The sequence below is a fragment of the Mesorhizobium sp. M0011 genome, from assembly GCF_040324155.1.
GTDB lineage: Bacteria > Pseudomonadota > Alphaproteobacteria > Rhizobiales > Rhizobiaceae > Mesorhizobium.
Map to the genome: position 1 here is coordinate 50,018 of NZ_JAMYVQ010000009.1, position 13,128 is coordinate 63,145.

Annotated in this window: 12 protein-coding genes; 10 read left to right on the forward strand and 2 right to left on the reverse strand. The window is 64.6% G+C overall.

Annotation, left to right across the window (positions count from 1 at the left end; genetic code table 11):
• The first annotated feature begins 106 nt into the window (after positions 1-106).
• Genes NKK51_RS12740 through NKK51_RS12755 form a run of 4 tightly spaced genes read left to right on the forward strand, consistent with a single transcriptional unit; the run spans position 107 to position 3,400 of the window.
• Positions 107-988, forward strand: a complete 882-nt coding sequence (locus NKK51_RS12740) for a branched-chain amino acid ABC transporter permease (RefSeq protein WP_128304206.1) — start codon at positions 107-109, stop codon at positions 986-988.
• Positions 985-1,947 carry a branched-chain amino acid ABC transporter permease gene (locus tag NKK51_RS12745; RefSeq protein ID WP_128304205.1) on the forward strand — a complete coding sequence of 321 codons (963 nt, stop codon included), beginning with the start codon at positions 985-987 and terminating at the stop codon, positions 1,945-1,947. The genes NKK51_RS12740 and NKK51_RS12745 overlap by 4 nt, the downstream gene beginning before the upstream one ends.
• Positions 1,944-2,669, forward strand: a complete 726-nt coding sequence (locus NKK51_RS12750) for an ABC transporter ATP-binding protein (RefSeq protein ID WP_128304204.1) — start codon at positions 1,944-1,946, stop codon at positions 2,667-2,669. Before NKK51_RS12745 ends, NKK51_RS12750 begins: the two co-directional genes overlap by 4 nt.
• Positions 2,666-3,400: an ABC transporter ATP-binding protein gene (locus tag NKK51_RS12755; protein ID WP_128304203.1), complete on the forward strand. Its 735-nt coding sequence runs from the start codon at positions 2,666-2,668 to the stop codon at positions 3,398-3,400. Before NKK51_RS12750 ends, NKK51_RS12755 begins: the two co-directional genes overlap by 4 nt.
• On the opposite strand, the gene NKK51_RS12760 is transcribed toward NKK51_RS12755, so the two are convergent.
• Complete coding sequence (locus NKK51_RS12760; RefSeq protein WP_128304202.1) at positions 3,401-4,846, reverse strand: sodium:proton antiporter; 1,446 nt, start codon at positions 4,844-4,846, stop codon at positions 3,401-3,403.
• A gap of 205 nt (positions 4,847-5,051) precedes the next feature.
• Positions 5,052-5,666 (reverse strand): bifunctional nicotinamidase/pyrazinamidase, encoded by a 615-nt coding sequence (gene pncA, locus NKK51_RS12765; RefSeq protein WP_023810735.1) that lies wholly within the window; start codon positions 5,664-5,666, stop codon positions 5,052-5,054.
• Between the two features lie 304 nt (positions 5,667-5,970).
• On the opposite strand from pncA, the gene NKK51_RS12770 reads away from it, so the two are divergent.
• From NKK51_RS12770 to NKK51_RS12795, 6 genes are read left to right on the forward strand one after another with little or no spacing between them, the layout of a single operon-like run.
• The gene (locus NKK51_RS12770) at positions 5,971-6,831 is read left to right on the forward strand and encodes an FAD binding domain-containing protein (protein ID WP_352553133.1); all 861 of its coding nucleotides are present in this window, start codon (positions 5,971-5,973) and stop codon (positions 6,829-6,831) included.
• Positions 6,828-9,662, forward strand: a complete 2,835-nt coding sequence (locus tag NKK51_RS12775) for a molybdopterin-dependent oxidoreductase (protein WP_352553135.1) — start codon at positions 6,828-6,830, stop codon at positions 9,660-9,662. The genes NKK51_RS12770 and NKK51_RS12775 overlap by 4 nt, the downstream gene beginning before the upstream one ends.
• On the forward strand, positions 9,659-11,200 hold the full coding sequence (locus NKK51_RS12780) for a 6-hydroxynicotinate reductase (RefSeq protein ID WP_352440582.1): 1,542 nt from the start codon (positions 9,659-9,661) through the stop codon (positions 11,198-11,200). The genes NKK51_RS12775 and NKK51_RS12780 overlap by 4 nt, the downstream gene beginning before the upstream one ends.
• Positions 11,200-12,084 carry a UPF0280 family protein gene (locus tag NKK51_RS12785; RefSeq protein WP_352553137.1) on the forward strand — a complete coding sequence of 295 codons (885 nt, stop codon included), beginning with the start codon at positions 11,200-11,202 and terminating at the stop codon, positions 12,082-12,084. The genes NKK51_RS12780 and NKK51_RS12785 overlap by 1 nt, the downstream gene beginning before the upstream one ends.
• Positions 12,077-12,661 carry an amino acid synthesis family protein gene (locus tag NKK51_RS12790; protein WP_352440584.1) on the forward strand — a complete coding sequence of 195 codons (585 nt, stop codon included), beginning with the start codon at positions 12,077-12,079 and terminating at the stop codon, positions 12,659-12,661. The genes NKK51_RS12785 and NKK51_RS12790 overlap by 8 nt, the downstream gene beginning before the upstream one ends.
• Positions 12,658-13,119: a MarR family winged helix-turn-helix transcriptional regulator gene (locus tag NKK51_RS12795; protein WP_352440585.1), complete on the forward strand. Its 462-nt coding sequence runs from the start codon at positions 12,658-12,660 to the stop codon at positions 13,117-13,119. Before NKK51_RS12790 ends, NKK51_RS12795 begins: the two co-directional genes overlap by 4 nt.
• Positions 13,120-13,128: the final 9 nt, after the last annotated feature.

The window sequence follows — 13,128 nt, forward strand, 5'->3', positions numbered from 1 at the left end:
GTTGATGATTGGCGAAACCAGCGACGACATCCAATCTCCCCCCTTGCGGGGGAGATGCCCGGCAGGGCAGAGGGGGGTGCCTCGCGCATCCGTTGGCGCATAGCCCATGCACTTCGGTCCCCACCTTCTCCTCGCCGCCCTCGAAGGCCTCGTCACATCCGCGGTGCTGGCGCTGACCGCGCTTGGCCTGTCGCTTGTGTTCGGCGTGATGCGGGTGGTCAATGTCGCGCATGGCGAGTTCTTCATGCTGGGCGCGGTGCTCGCCTGGGCGATCACCACGGCCATCGGCGGTCACCCTGTGCTCGGCTTCCTGGCGGCGCTGGTGATTGCGCCGCTGATCGTCGGCGCCATTGCGTTGGTCGCCGAACGGCTGGTGCTGCGCCGGCTCAATTACAATCCGGAAGCCACCATCGTCGCCACCATCGGCATGCTCTACATCATCCAGCAATTGGCGCTGACTTTTTACGGCCCGGAGGCGCGGCCGGTGGAGCCGCCGTTCAGCTACCGCATCCTTTTGCCTTGGTTCGGTTACTCCGGCTACAAACTGTCTGTTATCGCCGCTTCCGCGCTGCTGCTCACCGCGACATGGCTGGTGCTGACGCGCACCAGGATCGGCCTCGTCATGCGCGCCACGCAGTATGACAGCGAAACGGCGCAAGCCTTCGGCATCCCTGTCGGCCGTGTCTATGGCGGCGTCTTCGCGCTTGGGGCCATGCTGGCGGCCATTGCCGCGGTGCTGATCGTGCCGATCAGCCAGGCGCATTATCTGATGGGACAGGATCCGCTGCTGCTCTCCTTTATCGTCGTCATCATCGGCGGCCTCGGCTCGCTGCGCGGCACGGTCGTCGCCGCCGTGCTGATCGGCCTCTCCGACGGCATCATCTCGATGTTCTTCTCGCCGACTTTGGCCAAGATCATCGCAACGCTGCTGGTCGCCATGGTGCTGGTGTTCCGCCCGCAAGGCCTGTTCGGGACGGCATCGCGATGAGCGAAGCTTCGCCGGCAAAAGCCTATGCCCTGCATCTCGGCGTCATCGCGCTGCTCTTCGTGCTGAGCTTCCTGCTGCCGGAGTACTATCACGGACTGCTTGCCCGCATCATGGTGCTGGCGGTCTTTGCCATGGGCTACAACATGCTGTTCGGCTATGTCGGCCTGCTCAGCCTCGGCCACGCCATGTTCTTTGCCGCCGGTCTCTATGGCGCCGGCCTTGCTGTCATCCAGCTTGGCTGGGGCGTACCAGCGGCTTTCCTCAGCGGAATTGCCTGCGGCGCTGTGCTGGCGCTGGTGATCGGCCTGCTGGCGCTCCGCGCCTCGGGCGTCGCCTTCATGATCGTCACCATGATGTTCGCCCAGGTTTTTTATCTCCTCATTCTTTATTTCGCGACGTGGACTGGCGGCGACCAGGGCATGGTCGTCCCGCAGCCGGCGCGGGTGCTTAGCTTCGGCACGACATCGCTCGAACTCACCAATCCAACGGTGCGCTACTTGACAGCGCTCGGGCTGTTTTCGATCGTGCTTCTCGTCAAGTTGGCCATGGTCCGCTCCCGCTATGGCCGCGTGCTGGTCGCCATCCGCGAGAACGAGGAGCGGACGAAGATGCTGGGATACGACACTTTCTCCAACAAGCTCACCGCCGTCGTCATCTCCGGCACCATCTGCGCTGCCTCGGGCGCCGCCTACGCGCTGCTGTTCGGCTATGTCGGATCGAGTTTCGCTTCGGTGCAGTATTCGATCCTGCCGCTGCTGTGGGTGCTGCTGGGGGGTGCTGCCACAACGCTCGGGCCGCTGATCGGCACGCTGTTCATGTATTATGTCATCGATATCACCAGCGGCTACACCTCCGCCTATCTGCTGATAGTCGGCATCGCGCTCATCCTTTTGGTGCTTTTTTTCCCAAAGGGCATTCTGGGCAGCATCCGCCAGCGCTGGCTCGGGTGGCTGCCATGATGCCGCTTTTGACCACCAAGGGCCTGTCGCGCAACTTCGGCGGCCTGCGCGCCGTCGACAATGTCGATTTCGCGCTGATGCCCGGCGAAATCCGCGCCGTGATCGGCCCCAACGGGGCGGGGAAAACCACCTTCGTCAGCCTGGTCAGCGGCCGCATCCAGCCGTCTGCCGGCATGATCGTCTTCGACGGCGCCGACATCACCAATCTGCCTGCCTATGTCAGGGTCCGCAGGGGTATCGCCTACACCTTCCAGCTCACCAGCGTCTATGCCAACCTGTCCGTTTACGCCAACGTCGCGTTGCCCGTGCAGCTGACGCTGCGGCATGGCCATTCCAAGAGCGCGATACAGGCCGCTGTCATGACCGCGCTCGAACGCACCGGCCTGGCCGATCGTGCCCACATGCCGGCCGGCCAATTGTCCTACGGCCATCAGCGCCTGCTGGAAGTGGCGATGGGCCTGGCGCTGAAGCCGCGCCTGCTGATCCTCGACGAACCGACGCAAGGCCTGGCCGACTCTGAGATCGACAATTTCATCACGTTGGTGCGCGAGATCGCCAAAAATGCCACCGTGCTTCTGATCGAGCACAACATGCCCGTGGTCATGCAACTGGCCGACCGCATCACCGTCTTCAACGCCGGCAAGATCCTCGCCGAAGGCACGCCCGAAGCAATCCGCGGGAACGTGGCGGTGCAGGAAGCCTATCTAGGGACCGCCCCATGACCGAGACAAACAAGGCCGAGGCGACGTCTCAAGCACTCACCATCTCGGGGCTCGACTGCTTCTATGGCGAGGTCCAGGTGCTCTATGGCCTCGACCTGGTGCTGAACAAGGGCGAGGTGCTGTGCCTGTTCGGCCGCAACGGCGCCGGCAAGACGACGACGCTCAAAGCCATCATGGGGCTGGTTCCCTCGAGCGCCGGCTCGATCAGGCTCGACGGTCAGGAATTGACTCGGCTACCGGCACATGAAGTGCCCAAGGCCGGCGTCGCCTATGTGCCGCAGGGAAGGCGGCTGTTCGCCGAGATGACGGTGGCGGAAAACATCGAGATCGGCCTGATGGCGCGCGGCAAGGGCAAGGCGACGCGTGAAAATGTGCTCGACCTCTTTCCGCTGCTGCGCCAGCGGCTGCGGCAACGTTCAGGCACACTGTCCGGCGGCGAACAGCAGATGCTGGCGATGGCACGCGCACTCTGCCTCGAACCGCAAGTGCTGCTGCTCGACGAGCCGACGGAGGGCCTGATGCCGTCGATGATCGCCAAGATCCGCGAGACGGTGTCGAAGCTGCGCGACATGGGGGTCTCGACGATCCTGGTCGAACAGCGCGTCGATGCGGTGCTTTCGGTCGCCGACCGCGTTGCCTTCATCGAGAACGGCCGCAATCGCGAGACGGTCGATGTCGAGGAATTGCGTGCCGACCCGTCGGCGGTGCGCCGTTATGTCGGCGTGGGCTGATCAGCCGAAGAACAGAAAACCCGTTACCAAAAATGTCGGGATCAGCACCAGGCCCGACCATGCCATATAGCCGAAAAAGCCCGGCATCTTGACGCCGCGATGCCTGGCGATGGCGTAGACCATGAAGTTCGGCGCATTGCCGATATAGGTGTTGGCACCCATGAACACCGCGCCTGCGGAGATCGCCGCCAAAGTCGAGGCGAATTCCGTCATCAGGTGCCGGGGGTCGCCGCCGGCAAGCTCGAAGAACACCAGATAGGTCGGCGCATTGTCGAGGAAGGATGACAGCGCCCCTGTCAGCCAGAAATAGGCGAGGTCATTGGGCCCTCCCGAGGGCGAAGTGACGAGGGCGACCAACGGCGCCAGCGCGCCCTCATGGCCGGCCCTCAGGATAGCGACGACCGGCACGATGCAGATGAAGATGCCGGCAAACAATTTGGCCACCTCTGATATCGGACCCCAGTTGAAGCCGTTGGCTTCGCGGTATTCCTTGCGCGAAATGGCAAGTGAAACGAGGGCAAGCGCCAGGATGAGAGCGTCGCGCACCAGATTCTGCAGTTCCAGGCTGACCCCGAACACGGAGAAGCTGACGCCCGGCTTCCAGGCCGCCGACAGCAGGATGGCGCCGATCACGCCCGCCAGCAGCGGAAGGTTGGCCAGGCCGCGCAGACGCACCTTGGTATCCGGTGTCGGATCCTTGATCTTCGGCGCGCCAGCCTCGCGCCGGTGCAGGATGATGTCGATGCCCAGGAAGACGGCCAGCACGACGCCGCCGACGAACAGCGTTTCGCGCCAGAGGTTGGCGGTCGTCCAGAAGAAATCGACGCCTCTGAGGAAACCGACGAACAAAGGCGGGTCACCCAAAGGTGTCAGCGAGCCGCCGATGTTGGAGACGAGGAAGATGAAGAAGATGACAACATGGGCGTTGAACGGCCTGTTATCATTGGCGCGGATGATCGGCCGGATCAGGATCATCGAGGCACCGGTCGTGCCGATCACCGAGGCCAGCAGCGCGCCGACCAGCAGCAGGCCGGCATTCACCAGCGGCGTGCCGTGAATGTTGCCGGCAATGAGAATGCCGCCCGAAATGGTGAACAGCGCAAACAGCAGGATGATGAACGACATGTATTCGGTGAGCAACGCATGCAGCACCGCTTCGGTCGCTGTGGGGACACCGAAGGCAACCGCCAGCGGCAGGACCACCAGAGCGCCCCAAAGGGCCGCGATCTTGCCGTAGTGATGCTCCCAGACATGAGGAAACAGCAGCGGACCGGTGGCGATCGACAACAGCAGCCCGGCAAAGGGCAGCGTCCACCACAGCGACATCGAAGCGCCGGGCAGGCCGTGTTCCTCCGCCGCGAAAGCTTGTGCCGGAAACAGCGTAGCGGCAATTATCGCAGCGCATGCAGCCAACAGGGGAATCGGATATGAAAAAGGCCCCCTCATCCGGCCGCTACGCGGCCATCTGCTCCCCGTTGGGGAGAAGAGACGAGCTTCGGCGCCGGCAGCCTCCTCTCCCCTAGGGGAGAGGTCGGATCGCCCCGAATTGCCCTTCGCAATTCGGCTGGCAATCCGGGTGAGGGGGACCTTCACCGAAGGCGACAATCCTGCCTTTAAACATCGGATCTCTACCTGTTGCCCCACGATCCGTTCAATCCGACAAAGGGTCTTCGAGCGTCACGCCGGCGTCGCGCATGCGCTGCAGCATGGCATGGAGCGAGCCGTTGAGATCGATGCCGCGGCAGGCATCGAGCCGCACTATGGTTTTAAAGCCCTGGCTAACGGCGTCCAGCGCCGAGAAGGCAACGCAGAAATCGGTCGCCAGCCCGACCAGGGTCAGCGTGTCGATGCCGCGCTCCCGGAGGTAGCCGGCAAGGCCGGTCTGTGTCGTGCGATCGTTTTCGAAGAAGGCCGAGTAGCTGTCGATATCAGGCCGGAATCCCTTGCGGATGACGAGTTCGGCCTTGGTCCAGGCGAGGCCGGAATGGAAATCGGAGCCCAAGCTGCCCTGGATGCAGTGGTCCGGCCACAGCGTCTGCTGGCCGTACGGCATCTCGATCATGGTGAAGGGATGCGCGCCCGGATGGCTCGAAGCAAAGCTGGAGTGACCGGCGGGATGCCAGTCCTGCGTCAGCACGACATGGTCGGTTCGCCGGATCAGGTCGTTGACCAGCGGCACGATCTCATCGCCGCCAGCAATCGCCAGCGCGCCGCCCGGACAAAAATCGTTCTGCAGGTCGATGACGACAAGCGCTTCGTCGGCCATGGGCTTTCCTCTTCCGTATGCAGGCTCCAGTGGAAAATGCCGCTGACGCGACCGGACGCAGAAACTTGACCAGATGGCCGGCGGCGTCAACCTCTCGCGACATAACAGACCGGACGCAGAAACTTGACCAGATGGCCGGCGGCGTCAACCTCTCGCGACATAACAAATGCGTGCCGGCCGGGTCGCTGCAAACTCCGGCTTTGACAAATCCTGCGGGCTTGATATCATTTGCATACGAATGAATTTCTCGGCTTGAACGCCGGAAATACCGGATTCGGAAAGTTCCTTTTCTGGAAGGCAAAGCGTGATCCGTTACGCGAAACCCACCTCGGTCGACGAAGCGCTCGCTTTGCTTGGCGAGGGCGCCTGGCGCATCCTTGCCGGCGGCACCGATTTCTATCCGGCACAGGGCAGCAAACCCTTCCGCGACAATGTTCTCGACATTAACGGCCTGGGTTCGCTGCGCGGCATTGCCGAGACGAGCGACCATTTCGTCATCGGCGCGCGCACGACCTGGACCGACATCGTCCGCCACCCCTTGCCGCCGGCCTTCGATGCCTTGAAACAGGCGGCGCGCGAGGTCGGCTCGGTGCAGATCCAGAACGTCGCCTCGGTCGCCGGCAATGTCTGCAACGCGTCGCCGGCCGCCGACGGTGTGCCTGCCCTGCTCGTCCTCGATGCCGAGGTCGAGCTGCGCTCGGTGGCAGCCACGCGGCACCTGCCGCTGCAGGACTTCATTCTCGGCAACCGCCGAACGGCTCTGCTGCCCGGTGAGATGGTCACGGCCATCCGCGTGCCGAGACCCGCTGCTACGGGCATGTCGGCTTTCGTCAAGCTCGGCGCGCGCCGTTATCTCGTCATTTCCATTGCCATGGTGGCGGCACGTCTGGTCGTCGAAAACGGCCTTGTCCGGCAAGCGGCGGTCGCCGCCGGCTCCTGCTCGGTGGTGGCCAGGCGGCTGGCCGGCGTCGAAGCCGCGTTGTGCGGGCTGCCGGCGGATGGCGGACTTGCCTTTGCGGTCCTGTCCGCGCCGATGAGCGAACTGTCGCCGATCGCCGATGTGCGCGGCAGCGCCGAATACCGGCTCGATGCGGTGCGCGAGATTGTTGCCCGCGCCGTGCTCGCGGCTGTGGGCCGGACGACTTGCGAAGAGGTGGCGGCATGAGCCAAATTCAGCCTGACGCGCGTGAAGCCTTGCCCGATCCGAGCAGTGCCCAGCCAGGCTTCGGCGCTGCGCGCGCCGATATCGTCTTCGAGGTCAACGGCGCCGCCGTCTCGGTCAATGTGCCGCCGCTGCGCCGGCTGTCTCTGGTGCTGCGCGACGAACTGGGGCTGACCGGCACCAAGGTCGGCTGCGATGCCGGCGATTGCGGCGCCTGTACGGTGCTGGTCGACGGCGATCCCGTCTGCGCCTGCCTGATGCCGGCGGCTTCCGCTGCCGGCGCATCGGTGACGACAGTCGAAGGGCTTTCCAACGGCCGGCTGTCGGCGTTGCAGGCCTCTTTCCTCGCCTACGGCGCCGCGCAGTGCGGGATCTGCACGCCCGCCCTGTTGGTTGCGGCGACGGCGTTGCTGGAGAAGAAGGCGAGCCCCACCGAGGTCGAGGTACAGGACGCGCTCGGCGGAATTCTGTGCCGCTGCACCGGCTACCGGAAGATCATTGCCGCAGTGATGGATGCCTCGCTGCAGGCAGCAAGCCTGGATTTCCGCTTGCCCCCATCCGGCCACGCGATCGGCTCCTCGCCGATCCGACTCGACGGCGTGCCGAAGGTCACCGGGGCTGAGAAATTCGGCGGCGATTCCTTCCCCGCCGATGCGCTGGCCGTGCTGGTGGTCCGCTCGCCGCATTATCACGCCAGTTTCGCCTTCGGCGACCTCGACGGCTGGGCGAAACAGCATCCTGGCATCGCCGGGGTCTTCACCGCCGCCGACATTCCGGGAAAAAACTGTTTCGGCGCTATCGGCCCATTCGCCGACCAGCCGGCGCTGGCCGTAGGTTTTACTCGTCTTCGCGGCGAGGCGGTGGCGCTGGTCGCCGGCGAGCGCGAGGCGATCCTCGATCTCGACCTGTCGGATTTTCCTATCCGCTGGAGCGAACTGCCGCATTTTCTGCAACCCACTGAGGCGCAGGCTGAGGGTGCTGCGCTGATCCATGAAAGTCGGCCGGCGAACCTGCTCACCTCCGGCCTGGTCGAACGCGGCGACCCCGAGACGGCGCTTGCCGGCGCTGCGTTCACCGTGTCCGGCGCCATCGACACCTCCTATGTCGAGCACGCCTATATCGAACCGGAAGCCGGCTATGCCTATCTGGACGGCGACACGCTGGTGGTCGTCGCCTGCACCCAGGCGCCTTATATGGACCGCGACGAGACGGCGAAGGTGCTCGGCCTAGCCGTCGACAAGGTGCGCATCGTGCCGACCGCGACCGGCGGCGGTTTCGGCTCCAAACTCGACGTTTCGCTGCAGCCGCTGATCGGCCTTGTGGCGATGAAGACGGGGCGGCCGGCGGCACTCGCCTACACCCGCAACGAATCGATGATGTCGACCACCAAGCGCCATCCGGCCGAGATGAAAGCGACTATCGGCACCGATGCCGATGGCCTCGTCACCGGCATGATCTTTGAGGGCGATTTCAACACCGGCGCCTATGCAAGCTGGGGCCCTACCGTGGCCAACCGCGTGCCGGTGCACGCCTCCGGACCCTACGCGACGCCGAACTACCGCGCCGAAGGCCGCGCCATTCACACGCATGGGCCAATTTCCGGTGCCTTCCGCGGCTTCGGCGTCCCGCAAGCGACGATCATGCAGGAGACGCTCTATGACGAGCTGGCCGGCAAGCTCGGCATGGACCGGCTCGACTTCCGCTTAAGGAACTGCCTTCGGAACGGTTCCGAAACGGTTACCGGGCAGCTTCTGGAGTCCGGCGTCGGCATTGCCGAATGCCTCGAATCGCTGCAGCCGCATTGGGTGCGCGCGACGGCTGATGCGGATGCATTCAACAGTGCCAACAGGGATAGAAAGCGCGGCGTTGGCGTCGCGTCCTGCTGGTATGGCTGCGGCAACACCTCGCTGCCCAACCCGTCGACAATCCGGGTCGGCATCGCGGCCGACGGCGCGGTCATCCTGCACCAGGGCGCCGTCGATATCGGCCAGGGTTCCAACACCGTCATCACCCAGATCTGCGCCGACGCTCTCGGCCTGCCGTTGGAGAAATTCCAACTGAAGAGCGCCGACACAGCCATCACTCCCGACGCCGGCAAGACCTCGGCCTCGCGCCAGACTTTCGTCACCGGCAAGGCAGCCGAAAAGGCCGGCCGCGCCTTGCGCGAAAAGATCCTGCGATTTGCCAATGTTTCCAAAAACGCAGCCCTGCAACTCGACGGCCCCGCGATCGTCATCCGCGAAGGCGAAGCCACGCGCCGCATCGATCTCGCGACATTGGATGTGGATACCGAAGGCTTCGTCTTCCGTGCTGAGGAGACCTACGATCCGCCGACACTGCCGCTCGATGCCAAAGGACAGGGCAAGCCCTATGCCGTTTACGGCTATGGCGCGCAGATCGCCGAACTGGAGGTCGACCTCAAGCTCGGCACGGTGAAGCTGCTGAAAATCACCGCCGCGCACGATGTCGGCAAGGCGATCAACCCGCTGCTGGCCGAGGGCCAGATCGAAGGCGGTATCGCGCAAGGCATCGGCATGGCGCTGATGGAAGAGTACATCCCCGGCCGCACCGAGAATCTGCACGACTATCTCATCCCGACCATTGGCGACGTGCCGCCGATCGAGACCATTCTCATTGAAGTTCCGGACCCGGAAGGACCCTTCGGTGCCAAGGGTTTGGGCGAGCATGTGCTGATCCCGACGGCACCGGCAATCCTCAATGCCATCCGCCACGCCACCGGCGTCCTGGTCACCAAGATACCGGCGACGCCGACGCGTATCCGCGCTGGCATCCGCGAAAAAGATGGCATCCGCGAAAAGGAGGCACGCCGATGAGCGAGCTTGCCGAACGCTTCGAAACCCATGATCCCGGCGAGAAGCTGGTGGCGGAGAAGATCCGCTGCGATGCCTGTCCGGTGATGTGCTACATCGCGGATGGGCGCACGGGCGCCTGCGACCGCTACGGCAATGTCGGCGGCAGGATCGTGCGGATGGACCCGCTGACGATCCTCGACCATGCGGCCGAGACCGGCGCGGCAATCGTGCCGTTCATTGCCGAAGGCGAGGCCTGGGACGGCGAACTGGTCAACACCGGCCGCCGCTTCGTCACGGCAATCGGCGCCGGCACCACCTATCCCGACTACAAGCCGGCCCCGTTCATCGTCAGCCAGGAAGTCGAAGGCGTCGATCTCGTGACCGTGGTCACCGAAGGCATTTTTTCGTATTGCGGCGTCAAGGTGAAGATCGACACCGACCGTCATATCGGACCCGAAACGGCTGTCGTGCGATCGCAAGGCGAAGCGATCGGCCATGTCACGACGGGAGAATATGGCTCGCAGATGCTGTCGCTGGGCGGTGTGCATCACCTGACCGGCGGCTCCAAGGCCGAGGGCCGCGCCACCTGCGACGCTCTGCTCAATCTGTGCAACCGCAAGCCGGTGGAACTGGCCATCGACGGCGGCGCCACCATAACAGTCGAAGCCGGCAAGGCGCCTGTCATCGACGGCAAGCAGGAACACCGCATGCGCGTCGGCTGCGGCTCGGCGACCATAGGCATGTTCGCCACGCAATGGCGCGGCCTGGTCGACGAGGTGGTGGTGGTCGACGACCACATCACCGGCGTCGTTTCCGAGCACCAGGCTGGCAAGGTTCTGGGCTGGCAGGATACGGGCATCAAGATCATTGGTCGCCGTTCGACGCCGGGCCGCTATTTCAAGGTCTCCGAACCCGGTCTCGGCTGGGGCGGCACCAGCATTTCCGACCCACTGTCGATCCTCGGCGAGTGGAACGCCAAGAAAGGCGCGCGGCCGGGTCTGTCGCTGCTGATGGTGTCGACCACCGGCGAGCAGTTCGCCTATTACGAGCTCGATGACGAGCTGAAACCGGTGCAAAAACCTTTCCCCGAACGGCTGCAAAAGTCGGTCGGCCTGATCGAGGACAATTGCGAGCCGGCTTTGTGCACGGTGCTGTTCATCGGCGGTGCCGGCGGTTCGCTGCGGGCCGGCGTCACCGAAAACCCGGTCAATCTCACCCGCTCGGTTCAGGGCCTGAAGACCTATGTGACGGTCGGCGGCGCGCCGGTCTATGTTTGGCCGGGCGGCGGCATCACGCTGATGGTCGATGTCACACGAGTGCCGGAAGGCGCCTTCGGCTATGTGCCGACGCCGGCGCTGGTGGCCCCGATCGAGTTCACGCTGCGCCGCGACGACTATGTCAGGCTCGGCGGCTACGAGGCCGAGATACGCAGCGTCGAGGACATTGTCGCAAAAGGCGGTGAGTACCTGAATCCGCGCCGCGGCACCGGCGCCGAAGCCAACAATCCATGGCCGCCACTCGCGCAGCTACGTCGTGCCGGCCCGAACGGGGCCGGGTGATGCAAGGTCCGCAAGCCCATTGGCTGCAGGACGGCAGGCGGCTGCATCTCAACCACGGGCCGATCGACCTGATCGTCGAGGTTTTTGGTGAGGCGGATGAATGCCGCCGAGCCTATGAACAAGCCGTAGCGCGGTTCCAGACGATCCTGATGGAGCTGGTCGAGGAACTCCCCGAATTGCGGCTGCCGGCGTTTTTCCTGGTGCCGCGCACATTCGCCGGCCCGACGGCGCGCCGCATGGAGGCAGCTGTTATGCCCCTGGCGGAATGCTTCATAACACCGATGGCCGCCGTCGCGGGATCGGTAGCCGACGAAATGCTCGCCGCATTGCTTGAGGGTCGCAAGCTCGATCGCGCCTATGTCAACAACGGTGGCGACTGCGCAATCCATATCGGCAGGGGACAGTCGATGGGATTGGCGGTCGCCGGCACCGGCAACGGCATGGCCGACCGGATCACGATCCGCGCGGAAGATGGCGTTCGTGGCGTTGCCACCAGCGGCTGGCGCGGCCGCTCCTTCTCGCTTGGCATTGCCGACGCCGTCACCGTGCTCGCGCGGACCGGCGCCGAGGCCGATGCGGCGGCGACCCTCATTGCCAACGCAGTGGACCTGCCTGGCAATCCCGCCATCAGACGCATTTCCGCACATGAACTGTCGCCCGACAGCGATCTTGGCTCGCTACTGGTGACCCAACACGTCGGCACGCTTGCACCTGGCGAAGTGGCGCAGGCGCTGGACAATGGCCTTGCCGTCGCCGAAGATTTTCGCCGGCGCGGCCTCATTGCCGGATCGGCGTTGTTTCTTGGCGGTGAGGCCCGCATCAGTGGCTCGGTTGCGCTTGCCGCGCCCAACAAAAGTTCGAGGGAGGAGGTTGCCCATGCCTGAGTTTCCGATCCGCAAGATCGCGGTGCTGACCGAAGAGATTTTTCACGAGGGCGGGCCGGTGGCCAGGGTGCCGCGCCGCCGCGCCGCCGCCATGGCGCTCGTGAAAAACCCGTTCGCCGGGCGCTATGTCGAGGAGCTGCAGAGCGCCATGGACGATCTCAAGCCGCTCGGCCTGCTGCTCGTCGACCGGCTGATCGCGGCGCTCGGCGGCGACGTCAAGCAGATCGACGGCTACGGCAAGGGCGCCATTGTCGGCACGGCGGGTGAGCTGGAACACGGCGCGCTGTGGCATGTGCCCGGCGGCTACGCCATGCGCGAGCGGCTCGGCGACGCCAAGGCGATCGTGCCATCGGCGAAGAAGGTCGGCGCTTTCGGTTCGAAGCTCGACGTGCCGCTCGGCCACATCAACGCCGCCTATGTGCGCAGCCATTTCGACGCCATGGAAGTCGGCATGTCCGATGGTCCGCGCCCCGACGAGATCCTGTTCTGCCTCGCCATGACCTGCGGCCCGCGCATCCACGATCGCATGGGTGGTCTCGCGGCCGATGACATCAAAGCCTGGGATGGCTTGCGGTGAGCGGCGAGGACAATCTGCTCAAGCTGGTCGAGGTCGAGGCGCCGGACGACCAGGATTACCTCCTGCAGGAGCAGGTCGGCTTCATCCTGCGCAAGGCGCATCAGCGCCATGTCGCGATCTTTGCCGCGCATATCGGCGACCTGACGCCGCCGCAATTCGCGGCGTTGGCCAAGCTGCGTGACGTCGGCGAGACCTCGCAGAACCAGCTCGGCACGCTGATCGCGATGGATGCGGCGACGGTGAAGGGCGTCATCGACCGGCTGAAGGCGCGCGGCCTGGTCGAGCTTTCCAAGCACGAGGTCGACAAAAGACGGCTTCTGGTCAATCTGACCGCGGCAGGCCGCGATGCGATCGAGCGCCTGATCCCGCTGGCGCGCGAGATCACCCAGGAGACGCTGGCGCCGCTCTCCGCCAAGGAGATCGCCACCTTCATGAAGCTGCTGGTGAAGCTGGCTTAGACCGCCGGG